Source organism: bacterium (assembly GCA_016873475.1).
Classification (GTDB): Bacteria; Krumholzibacteriota; Krumholzibacteriia; order JACNKJ01; family JACNKJ01; genus VGXI01.
In genome coordinates this window covers 1-19,119 of the sequence record VGXI01000021.1, presented here as the reverse complement: position 1 = coordinate 19,119, position 19,119 = coordinate 1, and the positions used below count along the sequence as shown (strand labels likewise).

15 protein-coding genes are annotated in these 19,119 nt (G+C 74.2%); 13 read left to right on the top strand and 2 right to left on the bottom strand.

The annotated features are described in order from the left end of the window. Positions 1–15 precede the first annotated feature (15 nt). The 9 genes from ligA (at position 16) to FJ251_03415 (ending at position 9,986) form a co-directional block, all read left to right on the top strand. Complete coding sequence (ligA, locus tag FJ251_03455; protein MBM4116786.1) at positions 16–2,034, top strand: NAD-dependent DNA ligase LigA; 2,019 nt, start codon at positions 16–18, stop codon at positions 2,032–2,034. Further along, complete coding sequence (locus tag FJ251_03450; GenBank protein ID MBM4116785.1) at positions 2,031–2,903, top strand: methyltransferase domain-containing protein; 873 nt, start codon at positions 2,031–2,033, stop codon at positions 2,901–2,903. The genes ligA and FJ251_03450 overlap by 4 nt, the downstream gene beginning before the upstream one ends. A gap of 87 nt (positions 2,904–2,990) precedes the next feature. Beyond that, complete coding sequence (locus tag FJ251_03445) at positions 2,991–3,281, top strand: DUF4342 domain-containing protein (GenBank protein MBM4116784.1); 291 nt, start codon at positions 2,991–2,993, stop codon at positions 3,279–3,281. Positions 3,282–3,549: 268 nt separating this feature from the next. After that, on the top strand, positions 3,550–4,215 hold the full coding sequence (locus FJ251_03440) for a MotA/TolQ/ExbB proton channel family protein (GenBank protein MBM4116783.1): 666 nt from the start codon (positions 3,550–3,552) through the stop codon (positions 4,213–4,215). 62 nt (positions 4,216–4,277) lie between these two features. Continuing rightward, positions 4,278–4,778 (top strand): hypothetical protein, encoded by a 501-nt coding sequence (locus tag FJ251_03435; GenBank protein ID MBM4116782.1) that lies wholly within the window; start codon positions 4,278–4,280, stop codon positions 4,776–4,778. Further along, complete coding sequence (locus tag FJ251_03430) at positions 4,775–5,263, top strand: hypothetical protein (protein MBM4116781.1); 489 nt, start codon at positions 4,775–4,777, stop codon at positions 5,261–5,263. Before FJ251_03435 ends, FJ251_03430 begins: the two co-directional genes overlap by 4 nt. Then, on the top strand, positions 5,260–6,066 hold the full coding sequence (locus tag FJ251_03425; GenBank protein MBM4116780.1) for a TonB family protein: 807 nt from the start codon (positions 5,260–5,262) through the stop codon (positions 6,064–6,066). The genes FJ251_03430 and FJ251_03425 overlap by 4 nt, the downstream gene beginning before the upstream one ends. After that, a complete protein-coding gene (locus tag FJ251_03420) occupies positions 6,063–8,777 on the top strand; it encodes a TonB family protein (GenBank protein MBM4116779.1) in 2,715 nt (904 codons plus the stop codon). The genes FJ251_03425 and FJ251_03420 overlap by 4 nt, the downstream gene beginning before the upstream one ends. A gap of 9 nt (positions 8,778–8,786) precedes the next feature. Beyond that, on the top strand, positions 8,787–9,986 hold the full coding sequence (locus tag FJ251_03415; GenBank protein ID MBM4116778.1) for a hypothetical protein: 1,200 nt from the start codon (positions 8,787–8,789) through the stop codon (positions 9,984–9,986). Here FJ251_03415 and trxA read toward each other — a convergent pair. Together trxA and FJ251_03405 are read right to left on the bottom strand one after the other, a co-directional pair. Continuing rightward, complete coding sequence (trxA, locus tag FJ251_03410; GenBank protein ID MBM4116777.1) at positions 9,983–10,306, bottom strand: thioredoxin; 324 nt, start codon at positions 10,304–10,306, stop codon at positions 9,983–9,985. The two genes, FJ251_03415 and trxA, sit on opposite strands and share 4 nt — an antisense overlap. 23 nt (positions 10,307–10,329) lie before the next feature. Beyond that, positions 10,330–12,426 (bottom strand): DUF255 domain-containing protein, encoded by a 2,097-nt coding sequence (locus FJ251_03405; protein MBM4116776.1) that lies wholly within the window; start codon positions 12,424–12,426, stop codon positions 10,330–10,332. Here FJ251_03405 and FJ251_03400 point away from each other — a divergent pair. The 4 genes from FJ251_03400 to FJ251_03385 form a co-directional block, all read left to right on the top strand. After that, the gene (locus FJ251_03400; GenBank protein ID MBM4116775.1) at positions 12,401–14,968 is read left to right on the top strand and encodes a DEAD/DEAH box helicase; all 2,568 of its coding nucleotides are present in this window, start codon (positions 12,401–12,403) and stop codon (positions 14,966–14,968) included. The two genes, FJ251_03405 and FJ251_03400, sit on opposite strands and share 26 nt — an antisense overlap. Before the next feature lie 66 nt (positions 14,969–15,034). Beyond that, entirely contained in the window at positions 15,035–16,696 is a 1,662-nt protein-coding gene (hutU, locus tag FJ251_03395) for a urocanate hydratase (protein ID MBM4116774.1), read from the top strand. Next, complete coding sequence (locus tag FJ251_03390) at positions 16,693–18,003, top strand: imidazolonepropionase (protein MBM4116773.1); 1,311 nt, start codon at positions 16,693–16,695, stop codon at positions 18,001–18,003. The genes hutU and FJ251_03390 overlap by 4 nt, the downstream gene beginning before the upstream one ends. A 158-nt stretch (positions 18,004–18,161) precedes the next feature. Beyond that, the coding region (locus FJ251_03385) for a hypothetical protein (protein ID MBM4116772.1) at positions 18,162–19,119 on the top strand (958 nt) is incomplete at its 3' end.

The following is a 19,119-nucleotide window of genomic DNA, read 5'->3' as shown; positions in this document are numbered from 1 at the left end:
GCGAGGGAGCAGCGCATGCCCAAAGTGCCCGCGCGCGCCGCTGCCCGCTGGCGCGACCTGGTCGCCGAGATCCGCCGGCACGACGCGCTCTACTATCAGGCGGCGGCGCCGGTCATCGCCGACCAGGCCTACGACGCGCTCCTTGCCGAGCTGGCGGCGCTGGAGGCCGCCCATCCTGATCTCGCCGTGCCCGAGAGCCCCACGCAGCGCGTCGGGGAGGGGCGCGACGAGGCCTTCCCGCCGCACCTCCATGCCCTGCCGATGCTGAGCCTCGCCAACACCTACAGTCGGGACGAGCTCGACGACTTCTTCAAGCGAACGCTCAAAGCACTTGATGAAGAAGACGATACATCGCTCGAGTGGAGTGTCGAGCCGAAGGTGGACGGCGTCGCCCTCTCGCTGGAGTACGCCGCAGGGCGCCTCGCGCGAGCGGCCACCCGGGGCGACGGCCGCGAGGGCGACCTCGTCACGGCGAACGTCTACGGCTTCCTCAACCTGCCGGCCCGCTTGCAGGAGCCGCTGGATCTCACCGTGCGGGGCGAGGCCTACCTGGATCGGGAGCGCTTCCGGGCCCTCAACGCCGCCCGGGAGGCGGCCGGCGAGGAGCCTTTCGCCAACCCGCGCAACCTGGCCGCCGGCTCGCTCAAGCTCCACGACAGCCGGGAGGTCGCGCGGCGGGGCCTCTCCTTGGCCGTCTACGCGCTGCACGGGGAGGGTCTGCCGGGACGGCACACGGAGCGCCTCGCCTGGGCGGCCGCTCTCGGCCTGCCCGTCCTGCCGGTGCGCGCCTGCCGGGGGGAGGCCGCAGTGCTCGCTGCCGTCGCGGCGCTGGACGCCGAGCGGGGCGCGCTGCCCTACGAGACGGACGGCGCCGTCGTCAAGCTGGACAGCCTCGCGCTCCAGGAGCGCCTCGGCGCGACGGCGAAGAGCCCTCGCTGGGGGATCGCCTACAAGTTCGCCGCCGAGCGGGCGGCGACGCGCCTCCTCGCCATCCGCCTGCAGGTGGGCCGCACCGGAGCGGTGACCCCGGTCGCCGAGCTGGAGCCCGTGCTGCTCGCGGGGACGACGGTCAGCCGCGCCACCCTGCACAACCGCGAGGAGATCCGCCGCCGCGATCTGCGCGCGGGCGACCGCGTCTGGGTCGAGAAGGGCGGCGAGATCATCCCGAAAATCGTCGGCGTCGTGGAGGCGGCGCGCGACGGCAGCCAGCGCCCCTTCGTCTTCCCCGACGAGTGCCCGGCCTGCGGCGCGCCGCTCTCCTTCGCCGAGGAAGAGGTCGCCGTGCGCTGCGAAAACCCGGCCTGCCCAGCGCAGCTCAGGCGCCGCCTCGAGCACTTCGCCTCCCGGGGCGCCCTGGACATCGAGGGCCTGGGCAGGCAGTGGGTGGAGATCCTCGTCGAGCGGGGGCTGGTGCGCCGGCTGGCCGACCTCTTCGCCCTGCGCGCCGAGCAGCTCACCGCCCTGGAGCGGATGGGCGAGAAGAGCGCGGCGAACCTGCTCGCCGCGATCGCGCGCGCCCGGACGCGCTCCTGGCGGCGCAAGCTCTACGCGCTGGGCATTCGCCACGTGGGCGCCGAGACCGCGCGCACGCTGGCCGCACACTACCCCGATCTCGCGCGCCTGCGGGCGGCCACGCCTGAGGCTCTGCAGGAGCTGGCGGACGTGGGGCCGATCGTTGCGGCGGCCGTCGTCGACTTCTGCGGGCGGGAGAGCGTGGCACGCGAACTGGACGCGCTCGCGGCGGCCGGCTTCTTCGCGCACTCCGAGCCCGAAACAGCCGCGCCCGCGGCGGGCGCGGGCCGGCTGGCGGGCAGGACCGTCGTGATCACGGGCGGTTTCGTGGACGCCAGTCGAGCGGAGCTGAAGGCCTGGTGCGAGGCCCAGGGGGCCAAGGTGACCGACAGCGTCTCCGCGCGCACGCAGCTCCTGCTCGCGGGCGAGAAGCCGGGCAGCAAGCTCGCCAGGGCCCAGGCCCTCGGCATCGAGATCTGGGACGCCGCGCGCCTGGCGCGAGAGCGGCGGGAGGCGCCGTGAGGGGGGGCGCGCCGCCCGCCGGCCCGCGGCGTCTGCGCGTGGCCGACTGGCTGGCGGCGGCCGAGCGAATGCCCTGCCTGGACTTGCGCGGAGCGGCGGAGTTTGCGCGCGGCCACCTGCCGGGCGCCGGCAATCTGCCGCTCGCCGAACTCGCCGGCCGCAAGCAGGAGCTGCCGCCGCCCGGCACGCCGCTCTTCCTCGTCGGCGGGGAGCTCGCGGCGGCCGGGCTCGCCCGCCTCGGCGCGAGCGGGCGCTGGCCCCTCGCCTGGTCCGAGGAGCCGCCAGCGAGCTGGCCGGCGACGGCTCTCGTCCGGGATCCGCCCTCGCCGCTCTGGGGGCCCAATCCCTGGCTGGCCGCGCAGGCGGCGCGACTGCGGCCGGCGGGGCGCGTCCTGGACCTCGGCATGGGCAGCGGACGCAACGCGGTCTGGCTGGCCGGGCGGGGCTTCGCGCTCAGCGGCATCGATCGCCTGCCGGAAGCGGTGGCGAGCGCGGAGGCGCTGGCGCGCCGCCACGGCGTGCCTCTGGCGGCGCGGGTCGGCGACGCCCGGGATCCCGGCGCCCTTGCGCCCGGCGGCTGGGACGGTATCCTGCTCATCGACTACTTCGAGCGCAGCCTCTTGCCGCGGCTGCCGGCGGCCCTCGCGCCGGGGGGGCTGCTCATCGTGGAGACCTTCCTGCGCGCGCAGACCGCGCCGGGCGGCAGGCCGCGGCGGGCGCGCTGGCTGCTCGAACCCGGGGAACTCGCGGCGAGCTGCGCCGGCGCGCTGGAGATCCTCGCGCTGGCCGAGGGCGAGGCGGCGCCGGGCCGACAGGTGGCGAGTCTGCTCGCCCGGCGGCCTCAGAACCGGGCCGGCGAATCGGCCTAGGGCCGGCAGGCAGTTGCCCGGCGTCCCGTCGGCGCGGCCGGGCCCGCGCGCGGCAATCGGCACACCGCAGCGAAAGGAGCGCCGACCATGAGTGGCAAGCGCGTTCACACCGAGGAGTTCGCGATCGACGGGAGCCTGCTCGTCGCCAAGGTGAAGGAACTCCTGCAGGCGGGCAAGGTCCGCCGCATCACGATCAAGAACGAGGAGGGGAAGGCGCTCATCGAGATCCCCCTCACGGTTGGGCTCGTCGTCGGCCTCCTCGCGCCGGTGCTGGCGGCCCTCGGCGCCCTCGCCGCACTCTCGACGCGCTGCATCATCGCCGTCGAGCGCCTGAACGAGGACGAGCAGGCGCCCGGCCAGAGCCCGCCCGGCGACTAGTGCCGGTTTCCGCAAGCGGAATCCGCGATCGGCAGCCCGATTGACGATCGCCTGCTGGCCTGCGATAATGCGGGGCGCGTGGCGCTCGCCGGGCGCCCCGTCACCGCCAGGCGACTGGCGGAGAAGGTCCCGGCATGCGCTGTCCGGCAGCGGCCGGAAGCCTTCGCGGTGACCGCGCAATCCGGGAGCGAGGGAGCGGCGTGCGCTCGCAGGGCGCTTGGCGAGCAGGGTGAAGCTCACCCCGCCCGCGGCGTCGAAAGGACGGTCCATGATCGACGGTATCGCTCGCTACTTCGCCGACGGCGGACCGATGATGTGGCCCATCCTCGCCATCATCGGCGGCGCGGTTGCCGTGGTCGGCGAGCGCCTGCACTTCTACTTCGTGGTCTGCCGCGACCGCGCCGCCCTGCTGGTGCCCGCCGTCGTCGGCGCGCTGAACGCCGACCAGCCGGAAACCGCCCTGCGGCTTGCCGACCGCCGCAGCGCGCCCCTGAACGCGATCCTCGGCGCCGCCATCGAGCGCTATCGAGATGGCGGCAGCATGAGCGAGATCCGCCAGGCCGTCGACGAGGCGGCCATCCGCGAGGTGCCCCGCCTGACGCGACGCCTCGGCACCCTGCAGACCTTCGCCAACCTGGCCACCCTCGCCGGTCTGCTCGGCACCATCTTCGGTCTCCAGGGAGCCTTTCGCTCGCTCGCGCTCACGGACGCGGCCCAGAAGGCGGCGGTTCTCGCCGCCGGCATCTCCGAGGCGATGAACACGACCTCCTTCGGGCTCTTGATTGCGATTCCCTGTCTGGGTCTGCACGCGCTGCTCGCGAGCGTGCAGGCGCGGCGCGCCGAGGACCTCGATGCCGGCGCGCTGCGCCTGCTCAACTACCTGGAGAACCGCCCGGAGACGACGGGCGTGGTGGCCGGCCGCATCTCCGCCTGAGGCCGGGCCGAGCGAGGCCGGCCCCGCGCGAGGGCGGCGCCACGGCGAAGGAGGAGGCCGCGGTGCCCCTGGTCACGTCCCGCCTGCGCGCCCAAACGCCGACTGCCGTCGCGGGCGCCGCCGCTCTGAACGTGATTCCCGTGCTGAACATGTTCACGATCCTCATTCCCTTCCTCGTCAGCATGGCGGCCTTCTCGCACCTGGCGGTGCAGACCGTGAGTCTGCCCGGCGATGAGGCGACCGGCCAGGCCCAGCGCGCCGAGGTCCTGCCCTTCACCGTTCTGCTGGAGCCCGAGCGCATTCTCCTCGCGCAGGGCGACCGGCGCCTCGCCGAACTGCCGGCGCCGGAGGCAGCGGCCGACTTCAGCGCTCTGGCGACCGCGCTCGCCAACGCCCGGAGGGAACTGCCGGCGGTCTCGCGGGTCGTCCTCGCGGTCGGGGACGCCGTGCGCGCGGCCACCCTGGTCGCCTGTCTCGACTGCTGCCGCGCGGCGGGCTTCGACGAGGTCGGCCTGGCCGCCGACGCGAGCGCCGGGCCCGCGACCGAGCCGGCGTCGCCATGAGCGGGGGTCGTGGCGCGCCGCCCCGCCTCCGCCCCGGCTCCCTCTGCGCGTCCGCCGCCAGCGGGGCGGGCGGCGAGAGCCCGCCGCTCACCTCGCTCGTCGATATGATGACGATCCTCGTCGTGTTCCTCCTCGTCAACTTCTCGGTGCAGGGGGAGCTGGCCGGCGTGGCCGCCGACCTGCGCCTGCCGGCGTCCAGCAGCGCGGAACGCCTGGCGCCGGCAGCGGCCATCGACCTGAGCGCGAGCGAGATCCGCTTCGAGGGGCGCCGCGTGACCGGACTCGTGGCCGCGCGGAGCGGGGACTCGCTCCTCATCGCCCCGCTGGCGGCAGCCCTGGCGGCCGCGCCGGGGGGCGCCCCGGCGCGCGTCAACATCCACTGCGACCGCGAGCTCGACTTCGCGCTCCTGCGCCGCGTCCTCCAGACCTGTGGGCAGAGCGGCGTGCGCGACTACGCCCTCGTCGTCCGCCGGGAGGCGCCGTGAGCCTCGTCGGGCCAAGCGAGCGGCGGCGCCGACTGCTGGCCACCTATGCGCGGGTGACGCCGGCTCTGCTGCCGCGCAGCGAGCGGCGCTTCCAGCGCTTGCTCGCCGCCTGCGTCCTGGCCTCGCTCAGTGCCGGCGCTCTGCTGAGCGCCGCCGCGCCCTTGCCCGCGCCGCCCGTGCCACCGGTCCCCCAGCCCGTCCCGCGCTTTCGACTCGTCAGTCTGCCGCGCGAGCAGCCGGTCAGGGCCGAGGCGGCCGCGCCTTTGGCGCGGCGCTCGCCTCCGCGCCGGGTTGCCGGCGCGGAGGCGATGCCCACAGCGAGCGGAGGCGAGACGCCGTCGTCGACGCCCGCCCCGGCGCGGCGCGTCTACGGAGTGCGCGAGGTCCATGCGCGCGGCCTGGGCGCCGGGGGCGGCGCAGGGGCTCTCGTCGTCAAGCCGGGCAACAGCGTGGACGGGCGGGCCGACAGCCTGCAGGCAGGGCCGGAGGATCTCCCGCGCGGCGGCGGGATCGGCGGTGCCGTGGAAGCGCTGACCCTGCCCGTGCCGCTCCAGCTCGTCAAACCCCGCTACTCCGAAGCGATGCTCGCGGCGCGCGCCCGCGGCGCCGTGCGCCTGCGGCTGCTCGTCGACACCGCAGGCGCCGTCGCGGACCTGGAGGTGCTCGCGGACATCGGCTACGACTCGGCCGCGCTCGCCGCCGCGGCGGCCCGCCAGTTCCGCTTCGCGCCCGCGCGGCGCGGCGGCGTGGCGCTGTCCCAGTGGATCGAGTACACGATCCGCTTCACGCTCGAGGACGAGTGAGCGCGCCCCGCCGCGCCCGCCTGGCCACTCTGCTCCTGGGCAGCCTGCTCGGTGCCGCGGGCGCGGGGGTGGACGCGCGCTGGGGGCGCGCGCAGACGGCAGGCGAGGAGCCCGAGGTGCTGCCCGAACTGCTTGCGGCGCCACCGGCGCGCTATCCGCCGGCGGCGCTGCGCGCAGGGCGGGAAGGCGCGGTGCTGCTCGAACTCCTCGTCAGCGCCAGCGGCGGCGTGGACTCGCTGCAGGTGCTCGAGGCCCCGGATTCCGCTCTCGGGGCCGCCGCCGCGGCTGCCGCCGCCGCGTTTCGCTTCTCGCCAGCCCGCGCCGGCGGCGAAGCGGTGCCCGTGTATCTGCGCTACCGCTACAGTTTCTCGCTCAGCGAGGGCGAGCAGGCGCTGCCCGCGCCCGTCGTGCTGCGCGGGCAGCTGAAGGTGCCGGGCGGGGGGCCGGCGCCGGCAGGCACCCGAGTCTGGGCGAGCCTGCCGGCCGCGCCCGCGGACAGCTTGCTGCCGCTGCCCTGGCCGCGCTACCGCGCATGGCTCGGCCGCCTGCCTGGGCAGCAGCTCGAGGGCGACGGGCTCGGCACGGAGGTGGACGCCGATGGCGTCTTCGCCCTGCGCGCGCTGCCGCCGGGGCCGCTGACGCTCCTCATCAGCGCGAGCGGTTTCGATTCGCATCGCCTGGCCAGTTCGGTGGTTGCCGGCGCCCAGCGCTGGCTCGCGCTGAGCCTGCGCCCGACGCCGGCCGCCGCCTACGAGATGCTCGTCATCGGCGAGAGCGCGAGCGGCGAGCTGACCCAGCAGCGCCTGAGCGCCTTCGAGGTGGAGCGCCTGCCCGGCCTCGGAGGGGACGCCGTGCGCAGCCTGCAGGCCCTGCCGGGCATCGCGAGACCTCAGCTCACGGATCCCGGCGCCGTCATCGTCCGGGGCGCAAGCGGCGGCGACAGCCGCTTCCTGCTCGACGGTGTCGACATCCCGCTGCTCTTCCACTACGGCGGCGTGAAGTCCACCTACAACAGCCTGGCGCTGGGCAGCGTCGACCTCTACCCGGGCGGCTACGGGTCGCGCTACGGCGCCTGCGTGGGCGGGGTCGTCGAGTTGCGCGGGCGACCGGCGCGAGCCGACCGCTGGCGGCGCGCCCTCGATGCCAGCGCCCTGGACGTCTCGCTGCACGCCGAGGGCCCGCTCGGCGCCCGCGGCGGCCTGCTCCTCACGGCGCGGCGCAGCTTCGCCGGCGAGCTGCTGACCGCGCTGCTCGCCGGTCGGGACGACATCGATCTGGCGCTGGCACCCTACTACTGGGACGGCGTGCTCCGCCTGGACTGGCGGACGCGCCGCGGTGATGCGCTTTTCCTGACCGCCTTCGCCGCGCAGGACCGGATGGGACTGATCTTCCCCGAGGAGGAGCGCGGCAGCGCCGCGGTCAACGCGGCGACGGATGCCGTCGACCTGAACCTGCGCTTCGGGCGCCTGATCTTCGGGCAGGACCTGCGCCGCGGCAATGGTCTCGAGAACTCGCTGCGCGCGGCCTGGGGGCGGTCGCTGGAGCGCGGTCACGTCTTCGGCTACTACGACTTCGACCTGCGGGGGCCTTACTACAAGTTGCGCGACGAGCTGACCCTGCGCGCAGGCGCCCCGCTCGCGCTGCGCCTGGGCGTCGACCTGACGGAAGCGCCGCTGCGCTACCGCGTGCGCGCCCTGGGCTGGCCGGTGTCCGCGCAGGACAAGGGCAGCTCGGCGCTCGCGGGCTACGGCGCGCTGGACTGGCGGCCCCGGAGCGGGCTCCTGCTCTCGCCGGGCATTCGCTACGACTACTATCGCCGTCTCGCCACCGGGGTGACCAGCCTGCGCCTGGGCGCGCGCTGGTCGCTGGGCGCCGCCCACACCGTGACCGCCGCCTTCGGCACCTACAACCAGCCGCCGCAGCCGCTCACGCAGTCGGTCGACCCCATCTACGGCAACCCACGCCTGCCGCCCACGCTGGCGAGCCACTTCACGCTCGGCGACGAGTGGCGGCTCGGCGGGGCGCTCTCGCTCAAGGTCGAGGGCTACTTCAACACGCAGCGCCGGATTCCAGCGCTGACCGACAGCCTGCGCCTGAACTACCTCGCCGAGGCGGAGGGGCGCATGGCCGGCCTCGAGCTGATGCTCCGCCGCGAGGTGGGGGAGCGCTTCTTCGGCTGGCTGTCCTACTCGCTCTCGCGCAGCGAGCGGCGCTACCCGCGTCCACCGCGCAACATCGCCCAGGATCCCGGCTTCGACAACCAGCCCAGCATCGCGGTGCCCTGGGACCCCGAACGCTGGGTGCCCTTCGAACTCGATCAGACGCACCATCTCGAGGCCGTCGGATCCTGGCGCCTGGGCCGGGCCTGGTCCCTGGGCACCCGCCTGCAGTTCGTCTCGGGCAATCCGGTGACGCCGCTGCTCTCGCTGGAGGCCGGCCAGTTCGAGTTCGACGCCGACACGGGCAACTACCAGCAGGTGGCGGGCGACTACCTCGCCGATCGGCTCTGGCCCTACTTCCGCTGCGATCTGCGTCTGGACAAGCGCTTCACGCGGCGCCGCAGCGAGTGGTCGCTCTACCTCGACGTGCAGAACCTCAACTACTTCGTCTACAACAGCCCGGAAGGCTACGGGTACAACTTCGACTTCTCCAAGCGGCGCGAGTACGGCTGGATCATCCTGCCGGCGCTGGGCTGCCGGGTGGAGTTCTAGGGAGTCGCGATGCGGGTAGCTCCGTCACGCCGGTTTCGCGCGCTGAGCGCGGCGCTGCTCCTGGGCCTCGGCGCTTGCAGCGAGGGCTTCGAGGACGTCGAGATGCACCTCGGCCTCGAGGGCAAGACGCGCCCCCTGGCCATCCTCTGCGAGCCGCCGGAGGCGGCGCCCGGGGACACGGTCCGGGTCTCGCTCTACCTGCACAGCCCCGATCCGGCGAGCTGCGCGGTCGCCTGGCGCGTGGCGCTGGACTACGACCTCGGGCCTTACGGCGCCGATGAGATCGAGCGCCACCTCCTGCCGCTCTCGCCCCCGCCGCCCGTGGACGAGGCTCTCGGCTTCCTGCGCCAGGACTTCGTCTTCGTCGTGCCCGACTCGGCCCTGCTCTTCGCCAGCTCGCTCAGAGATCCACTCGAGGATCCCGGCACGATCGCGCTCGCCGAAGCGCTGCTGCCGGCGGGCACGCCCTCGCCGCCGCCCAAGGCCGCCGTCGACGCCTATCTCGCCGGCCTCGATCCGGCCGAGCTGGCCGCGCTGCCGCCCGCGAGCCAGGCGGCGGCCCTGGCCCTCGCCGACCGCTTCGCCTGCCGCCTGCGCTTCCGGGCCGCGATCAGCAGCGAGCGCTACGTCGAGGTGACGCGGACGCTGACGGTGCGCCACAGCGCGCGCCTGGGCAGCCCGAACGCCAACCGCAATCCGGGCTACAGTCAGTACATGGTGCTCGCGATTCCGCATCCGGACGTCGCCTTCGCCGATCGCCTGCGCTACGAGAGCGAGCTGCAGGTCTTCGCGTTCCCGGCGACGCCGGAAGCGGGGGCGATCGCCGTGCCCGCGCGGGCCAACTGGACCTATTACCTCACGCTCACGCCCGAGCTGCAGTTCTACACCTCGCCTCTCGGCGACGCGGGGGAACTCCTCGAGCGCTCCACGCTGCGCTGGTACTACTTCGCTGTGGATGCCCCCACGGATGCCTTCCCGCTGTTCCGGGACGATGCCGGGGATCCGGCGGAGATGTGGGCTTTGGACGAGAACGTGCGCCTCGTGCCGCCCACGAGCGGCGAGCACCGCTACCGGCTCGTCTGCTGCCTGCGGGACAGCCGGCCGGAGTGGGACCACTACGGGGGCACGCCCGGCCTGACGCTCGCGCTGGGGGAGCTGGTCTTCACGCCGCCGACGGGCGCGGCGCCAAGCGCGGGCGGCGGCGACTAGAGCAGCGAGCCGATCCGCTTGACCATCACGTCCTTGGCGACGAGGCCGATCTGCTGCTCCTTGACCTGGCCGCCCTTCATGTAGAGCACCGTCGGCACCCCCATGACCCCGAATTTCTGCACGGCCTGGGGCGCCTTGTCGATGTCGACGTGGGCGACCTTCAGCTTGCCGCGGAATTCCGTGGCCAGCTCCTCGACGATGGGTTCGAGCTTCTTGCAGGGGCCGCACCAGGTGGCGCTGAAGTCCACGAGGACGGGCAGCTCGCTCTTGATGATCTCATCCTCGAAGTTGTCGTCGGTCACGTGCAGGACGTCGCTCATGGGATCACCTCGCGGGATTGCGGTCAGGGCGCGGCCAGGACCCGCTCCAGCAGGGGAGCCAGGTCGGCGGCCTTCTTGAAGCCGGCGAAGCGCTCGCGCTCGCGGCCCGTGGAGTCGAAGAAGATCACCGTCGGCATGCCGACGACGCCGTAGCGCGCCTGCAGGGCGGCGTTGGCGTCGTTCCTCGCGGTCATGTCCATCTTGACGCAGACGAAGCGCTCGGCCAGGGCGAGGATCTCCGGCTGGTTGTAGGTCTTGTGGTCGAGCTCCTTGCAGGCCGCGCACCACTCCGCCCAGAAGTCCATCATCAGCGGCTTGCCGCTGGCCGCCGCCTCGGCGAAGCCGGCCTCGGCGTCCCAGACCCAGGCGGGCTCGGCGGGCGCGTGGACGGCGGCGCCGCCCGCCGGCAGCAGGCCCGGCGCGAAGCCGCGCAGGCCGCCGCCCAGCGCGAGCAGGGCGCCCAGGATCCACAGCAGCAGCAGCAGGCCCTTGAGCAGGCCCTGCCGGCGGCTCGCGTCCGGCGCCAGGGGATGGAAGGCGCCCCAGGCGCCGAGAGCCATGACCAGGGCGAGGCCGAAGACCATCGCCAGCAGCCAGCCGGGCAGCAGACTGCGCAGGAACCAGAGCGCGAGGCCCCAGAGCGCCAGGGCGAAGAAGTGCTTGACGCCGTCCATCCAGGCACCGGCGCCGGGCAGGGCCGCGAGGGCCCCGCTGAAGGTGCCGAGCACGATGAAGAGCAGACCGAGCCCGAGCGCGAAGGTGAAGAGCAGCCAGAAGCCGAGGAAGAGGCTGCCCGTCTGCGCGACCCAGCTCAGCAGCACGACGAGCACCGGCCCCACACAGGGCGCGGCGATCAGGCCCGTCGCGAAGCCCATCAGGATCGGGCCGAGGAAGCCGCCGCGCGCGCCGCCGACGCGGCTCGTGAGACCGCTGGGCAGCTGGATGTCGAAGAAGCCCGCCATCGAGAAGCCCATCGCGCCGACGATGAGCGCGATCGTGCCGTTCACCCAGGGGTTCTGCGTCGCCTGGCCGAAGGCGGCGCCGGTGGCGGCGGCGAGGAGTCCGAGCGCGGAGTAGGTGATCGCGATGCCGAGCACGAACCAGAGCGAGAGGACGAAGCCCTTCAGCGGGTTTCCCTTCGCGCTGCCGCCGACGTAGCTGATCGTGATCGGGATCACCGGGTAGACGCAGGGCGTGAAGCTCGTGAGCACGCCGCCCAGGAAGACCAAGAGGAAGGCGAGCCAGCTGCCCGCGGCCAGCGCGCGGGCGAGGCGGCCTTCGAGGCCGCCGCTGGGTGCCGCCGCGCCGGGCGTGGCGGCGCCGGCGCCCCCGGGCTCGCCGACGCGGGTCGCCGCTCCGGCGCCCGCGGTCGACGCCGGCGCAGCGCTCGGCGTCCAGGCCGTGCCGGCGGGCGCCACGGCGAGGGCGAGACTGGGCTTCGCTTCTTCGGGCGGGTAGCACATCTCCACCTCGCCCTCCTGGCAGATCTGGTACTCGGCCCGCGCGTGCAGGGTGACCTGCGGCGGGCAGTCGGCCGGCAGCGCGACGCTGCTCGTCACGCGGACCTCGCCGCGGAAGACGCGGCTCTCGCCCTCGAGGCTGCCGCTCGGGTAGGCCGGCGGTGCGAAGACGAGCGGGGGCTCACTGCTCAGCTCGACCGCGAAGAAGGCGTCGGTGAGGTGGGTGCCGGCCGGCACGGCGTAGATGACCGCGATCGGCAACTCGGCGCCGGCGACGGCGCGATCGGCGAGCAGTTCCAGCCGCACGGGCACCGCCGGGGGGCCGAAGCGGGCGGCGGGTTCGCCGAGGGGGCCCGGGCCCGCCGCCACCGGCAGCGCCGAGGACAGCGCGAGCGCAAGCAGCGTCAACAGCGTGTGCGCCACGGCGCCCGGTCTCGCTCGCAGCAGACACTTCCCGAACATCGCAACTCCCCTCGTGACTTCGCAATGCGGAGGAAGATAGGGCAAGCGCAGGAGGGCGGCAACACTATTGAAGGAGGCGGGGGCCTTGAGGCCGGCGCTGGGCTCGGCCATACTGCGCCGCGCTACCGGCGAGCGCGCGTCGGGTTCCCGCGGCGACCGGTCGGGAGGCTCGATGATCGAGGACCAGCGCCTGTCCATCGCGCTCGCAGCGGGCTGCGAGTCGTGGTTCTTCGCCGCTGCGGGCGCGGGCGATCCCCGCGCGCGCAGGCTGCCCCTCGGCCTCTTCTTCGCGCTCTACGCGCCGGCGCGTGAGGACCTCGCCGAGCTGGCCGAGGCGATGGACGCCAGAGCGGCGGCGGAGCTGGCGGCAGCCCTCGCCGGGCTCGACTGGAGCGCCCTGCGGGTGGAGACCTGGGGACTCGTCCAGGGCCTGCTCGCGGGCGCCGCGCCGGCGCCGGAGGGTGAGAGCGCTGCGAGCCCGGCCGATCTCGCCGCGCTGGCGGCCTTCGCCGCGGAAGGGGGGCGCCTCGCCGCGGAGCGGCGCCTCGCGGGCGGGGGCGAGCCGGTCCGGCGGCGAGCAGCGCGGCGCGCCGGGCCGGCCGCCGGGGCCGCCCTGGACCTCGCGGCGGGTGAGGCCCGCGTGGAGGCGATCTTCGCGACCGCGGGCGAACTGGCCCGCCTGCTGGGAGACGACTACGAGGCCCGCGAAGGCCAGCGCCAGATGGCCCTCGCCGCCTGGCAGGTGCTGGCCGGCGGCGGCGATCTGCTCGTCGAGGCGCCGACGGGCACCGGCAAGAGCCTCGCCTACCTCGTCCCCGCCGGACTCTGCGCCCTGGCCACGGGCGAGCGCGTCCTGATCTCCACGCACACGCGCAACCTGCAAGAGCAGCTACTGAGGCGCGACCTGCCGCGCCTGGCGGCCGCCGACTGGTTCCCCGTGGAGGCGGCGCTCCTGATGGGCCGCGAGAATTACCTCTGCCGGCGCAAGCTCGAGCGCTTCCTCGCCGACTGCGGAGAGAGCGCCGCCGCGCGCCTGGCCGCCGCTGCCCTGCTCGTCTGGCAGGACCGCAGCGCCGAGGGTCTCCTCGAGGAACTGGCGGCCAACCCGCTCCTGCCGCCCGGCTTGCTCGAGTCGCTGCGCGCCCAGAGCCAGAGTGCGGAGGAGAGCCGCTGCGCCGCGCGCAGCGACTGCTGGGTGACCCGCGCCCGCGAGCGCGCGCGGGCGGCGCCGCTCGTCGTCGTCAATCACGCGCTGCTGCTCGCCGATCAGGCTGTGGGCGGCGGCGTGCTCGGTCCCTACCGGCGCCTGGTCGTCGACGAGGCCCAGCACCTCGACGCGGTGGCGACACGGGCGCTCGGGGTCGGCCTCGGCGCGCGGGCCCTGGAGGCGACGCTCGAGCAGATCGCTCCCGAGCTGCGCACGCCCGGCTGGAGCGAGCGGGCGCTGGCGCGCTGGCTGCCGGCCGCGCAGGCGGCGGGCGGCGAGGCCGCCGCCCTGCGCAGGGCCCTGCTCGCCGCGCTGCCGGGCGCCCGCGAGGCCCTGCGCGCCCTCCTCGCGCGGCTGGGAGCGCAGCCGGCGGTGGCGGCCGCCCTGGGCGAGAAAGGCCGCCTGCGCTATCGCGCCGAGCAGGCGCTCGCCGAGCGGCTCGTCCCCGAGGCGGAGGCGCTCCGGGCAGTGCTGAGTGAACTTGCCGCGCGCGCGCGCGCGCTCGGGGACGCCCTCGAGACGCGGGGCGAGAACGGGGCCGAAGCGCGCGCCGAGGCCGAAGCGCTGGCCGCGCTCGCGCGGGGGCTCGAGGAGCAGCGCGCGCGGCTGGATTTCCTGCTCGCCGCCGAGGGCGAGGATTTCGTCTTCTACCTCGAAGGCGACGCGCGCGGGCCGCGGGAGCTGGTGGCGAGCCCCGTCGACGTCGCGCTCGAGCTGGGGGCGTTCTTCCGCGAGCGGCTCGTCGCCCTCGTCCTCACGAGCGCGACGCTCACCGTGCAGGGCAGCTTCGAGTACTTCCGCGGCAAGATCGGGCTCGCCGCCAGCGGCCGCGAGGCGCACGCGCTCGCGCTGGAGAGCCCCTTCGACCTTGCGGCGCAGGCGCGGCTGCTGCTGCCCGCCTACCTGCCGGAGCCCGGGCAGCGCGGGCACCTGGAGGCGATCGTCGAACTGCTCGCCGGCCTCGCGACCGCGCAGCCGCTGAACACGCTGGTCCTCTTCACGAGCTACGAGGCGCTCGCGCGCTGCCGGCGCGGGCTCCTCGAGCGCGGCATCGCGCCCGAGCGGCTGCTCGGGCAGGAGAGCGGAGTCAGCCGGGACGCGCTCGCGCGGCGCTTCCGCGCCCGGCGCGGCGCGCTGCTCCTCGGCACGAGCAGCTTCTGGGAGGGGGTGGACTTTCCCGGCGCGGCGCTGGCGATTCTCGTCATCACGCGCCTGCCCTTCGCGGTGCCGACCGAGCCGCTCGTCGAGGCGCGCTGCGAGCGCCTGGCCGCCGCGGGGGAGGATCCCTTCCTCGCCTACATGGTGCCCGAGGCCGTGCTGCGCTTCAAGCAGGGCTTCGGCCGCCTGATCCGCAGCGCACGCGACGAAGGGCTCGCCGTCTTCCTCGACAGCCGTCTCGTCCACAAGGGCTACGGACAGCGCTTTTTGCGTTCCCTTCCCGTGGAGACTCGACTATGTTTCGATGCAGCCGCCTTCGCGAGCGAGCTGCACGCATGGTACGTCTCCCGTCCCCGGCCGCGACCCGACGCCTGAGACCCGCCAGCCGCGGGCCGTGGCCGCCGCGCGCGCCGCAGGAGCGCTGAAGAGAGAGGGGTCGCGATGCTCGAGCTGCATCCCGGAGAGGTCAAGGCGCCGCGCGGCGCCGCGCTCCATTGCAAGGGTTGGCTGCAGGAGGCCGCCCTGCGCATGCTGATGAACAACCTCGATCCCGAGGTGGCCGAGAAGCCGGCCGAGCTCGTCGTCTACGGCGGCACGGGCAAGGCGGCCCGCAACTGGGCCTGCTTCGAGGCGATCGTGAAGGCCCTCACGGAACTGACGGGTGAGGAGACCCTGCTCGTGCAGTCGGGCAAGCCGGTCGCCATCTTCCGCACCCACCCGGACGCGCCGCGCGTGCTGATCGTCAACAGTCAGCTGGTGCCCGCCTGGGCGAACTGGGAGCACTTCTGGGCGCTGGAGAAGCAGGGCCTGATGATGTACGGCCAGATGACGGCCGGCTCCTGGATCTACATCGGAACGCAGGGCATCCTCCAGGGCACCTACGAGACCCTCGCCGAGGCGGCGCGCCAGCACTTCGGCGGTACGCTGAAGGGGACGCTGACCCTCACCGGCGGCCTCGGCGGCATGGGCGGCGCCCAGCCCCTGGCCGTGACGATGAACGAGGGCGTCGCCCTCGTCGTCGAGGTCGACGAGGCGCGCATCGACCGCCGCCTCGCGCACCGCTACCTCGACCGCAAGAGCCGCGATCTGGACGAGGCGCTCGCCCTCTGCCGGGCCGCCAAGGCGCGCGGCGAGGCGCTCAGCGTGGGCCTCCTGGGCAACGTCGCCGAGATCTTCCCCGCTCTCGTCGCGCGCGGGGTGACGCCGGAACTGGTGACCGACCAGACCAGCGCGCACGACCCCCTGAATGGCTACATCCCCGCCGGGCTCTCCCTCGCCGAGGCCGCCGCCCTGCGCGAGCGCGACCCCGAGGCGCACGTGCGGCGCGCCTACGCCTCGATGGCCGCGCAGGTGCGCGCGATGCTGATCCTGCAGGAGCGCGGCAGTGTGGCCTTCGACTACGGCAACAACCTGCGCGGCGGCGCCGTCAAGGGCGGCGAGCCGCGCGCCTTCGACTTCCCCGGCTTCGTACCGGCCTTCGTGCGCCCGCTCTTCTGCGAGGGCAAGGGCCCCTTCCGCTGGGCCGCGCTCTCGGGCGATCCGGCCGACATCGCGCGTACGGACCGCGCCATCCTGGAGCTCTTCCCGGAGGACGCCGCCCTCGCGCGCTGGATCCGCCTCGCCGGCGAGAAGGTCAAGTACCAGGGCCTGCCGAGCCGCATCTGCTGGCTGGGCTACGGCGAGCGCGCAAAGGCCGGGCTCGCCTTCAACGCGCTCGTGGCGAGCGGCGAGCTCAGCGCGCCGATCGTGATCGGGCGCGACCATCTCGACAGCGGTTCGGTGGCCAGCCCCTACCGGGAAACCGAGGGCATGCTGGACGGCAGCGACGCGGTGGCCGACTGGCCCCTGCTCAACGCCCTGCTGAACGCGGTGGGCGGGGCGACCTGGGTGTCCCTCCACCACGGCGGCGGCGTCGGCATCGGCAACTCGATCCACGCCGGCATGGTGATCGTCGCCGACGGCACCCCGGCCGCCGCGGCGCGCCTGGAGCGCGTGCTGACTTGCGATCCGGGGACGGGCGTCATGCGCCACGCGGACGCGGGCTATCCCAAGGCCCTCGCGGTGGCCGCCGAGCGCGGCCTGCGCACGCCGCTCCTGCGATGAAGCCAGCGCCGAAGGCGGAACTGCTCATCCGGGGCATCGGCCAGCTCGCGACCCTCGCGGGGCCGGAGGGGCCACGGCGCGGGGCTGCGCTGGGGGAGCTGGGGCTCGTCGCCCAAGGTGCACTGGCCGCCGCCGGCGGCCGCATTCTCGCTGCCGGCCCGGAGGCCGCCGTGCTGGCCGCCTGCGAGCCCGCGCCCGACTGCCTGGAGATCGCCGCCGGCGGCGCCCTCGTGACGCCGGCCTACGTGGACCCGCACACGCACGCCCTCTTCGGGCGCTACCGCTACGAGGAGTTCGCGCTGCGGGTGGCGGGGCGGCCCTACCTGGAGATCGCCGCCGCCGGCGGGGGTATCCACGCGAGCGTCGCCGACTTCCGCTGCCGCAGCGACGAGGAGCTGCTCGCGCTGAGCCGGCCGCGCCTGAAGCGCATGCTGCTGGCCGGCAGCGCCACCATCGAAGTCAAGACCGGCTATGGCCTGGATCTCGAGCAGGAGCTGAGAGGGCTGCGCCTGATCGCCGGCCTCGCGGAGGAACTGGCGGTCAGGCTGGTGCCCACCTTCCTCGGCGCCCATGAGATCCCGCCCGAGCGGCGCGCGGACCGCGCGGACTACGTGGAGGAGATCGTCGGCGTCTGGCTGCCGGCCGTCGCCGCGCAGGGGATCGCGCGCTTCGCCGACGTCTTCTGCGAGCCGACGGTCTTCACCCTCGCCGAGAGCGAACGCCTCCTCCGGGCGGCGCAGGCCCTGGGCCTGGGGGCCAAGCTGCACGCCGACGAGATCGCGCCTGGCTACGGCGCTGCGGCCCTGGCCGCTGGCCTGGGCGCCGTGAGCGCCGAGCACCTGATCGCAATGGCCGAGCGCGACATCGCCGCCCTGGCGGCGGCGCCGACGGTGGCCGTGCTCCTGCCGGCCACCAGCCTCGGCCTCGCGAGCACGCAGTTCGCCCCCGCGCGGCGCCTCGTCGACGCCGGCGCGGCCGTGGCCCTGGCCACCGACTACAACCCGGGCTCGAGCTGCTGCGAGTCGATGGGCCTCGTGCTCGCCCTGGCGGCGAGCGCCCTGCGCCTCTCCCCCGCCGAGGCCCTCTGCGCGGCGACGCACAACGCCGCCTGGGCTTGCGGCGAGGGCCGCGAGACAGGCAGCCTGCTGCCCGGCAAGCGGGCCGACCTGATCCTCCACGACGCCGCCGACTACCGGGAACTGCCCTATCACATCGGCTTCCCCTCGGCGCGCCTCGTCTTCGCCGCCGGGCGGCGTCTCGCCTTCGCGCCGGAGGAGTGCCGCGATCGTCCGCTAGAAATCACGTAAGGCAGAGATTACCGCTCACCCATTTTGCAATCGACCGGGCAGATTCTGGCGCGCCGGGAGGGCGGGGAAGTTCTGTCCCGGGGCCGGAGTGGCGGTTCAAGCCGTTGTCGTGTTGTTGTTTGGCGCATCGTTCCCCCCGCCCAGCCCTGGAATAGCCCTTGCTGATCCGCCGGCGAACCTGTCTAGGCGTAGGGGTTCCTGTGCTCGGGAAAGGAGAGTCCTTGAGCCGCATCCAGGAGTTGAAGCGCAACCTCAGCCTGGCTCTCCAGGAATCCTCCTGGGACGACGCGCTCGCCGTACTCGAGAAGCTCGTCAGCGTGGAGGAATCCCAGCCCGCCTATCACAATCAGATCGGCGACATCCTCCTGAAGAGCGGCCGCCAGGCCGAGGCCATTGCCAGCTTCATGCGGGGCATCCAAGCCTATCGCGAGCTGGGCATGTACAGCAACGGCGCGGCGCTCTGCAAGAAGGTGCTGCGGCTCGAGCCCGAGCAGCGCGACGCGATCTGGGTGCTGGGCGAACTGAAGACCCGCCAGGGCTTCCTCACCGATGGCGCCGACAAGATGTTCGAGGCGCTGCGCCTCTACGCCGAGGACAGTGCCTGCCCGCGCAAGTCGCTGCTCGAGCTGCTCGGGCAGGCCGAAAGCCTCCAGTCCAGCAGCCGACCCGTGCTCGAGTTCGTCTCGGCCACCTACACGCGACTCGGCGAGAAGGAGCGGGCCCGGCGCAGCACGCTCCAGCTGGCCGAACTCGAGGAGCGGGAAGGCCGGGGCGAAGTGGCCGCGCGGCTGCGCGCCAGCGCGCGCGAGTTCGAAGTGCCGCTCACGGAACCCCCGGCGCCGCCCGCCGACCGGCCGCTGCCTGCGCCCGGGTCCGAGCGGGCGCGCCCGACGGCCACACCCGAGGTGGCGCGCCCGGCGGCCGTGCTCGAGCCGAGCTCGCGCTCGCTCATCCCGCGCGCGCGCCCCGAGGACATCGAGCAGCTGATGATCACCCGCCCCGAGGAGCCGGCGGTCCCGGCGCCGCCGGCGAGCAGCGAGGCAGCGAGCGACTTCGAGGCCTTCACCGTGTCCCGGCCGGCCGAGGTCAGCGCCGAGGCGGAACCAGGGCCGGCGC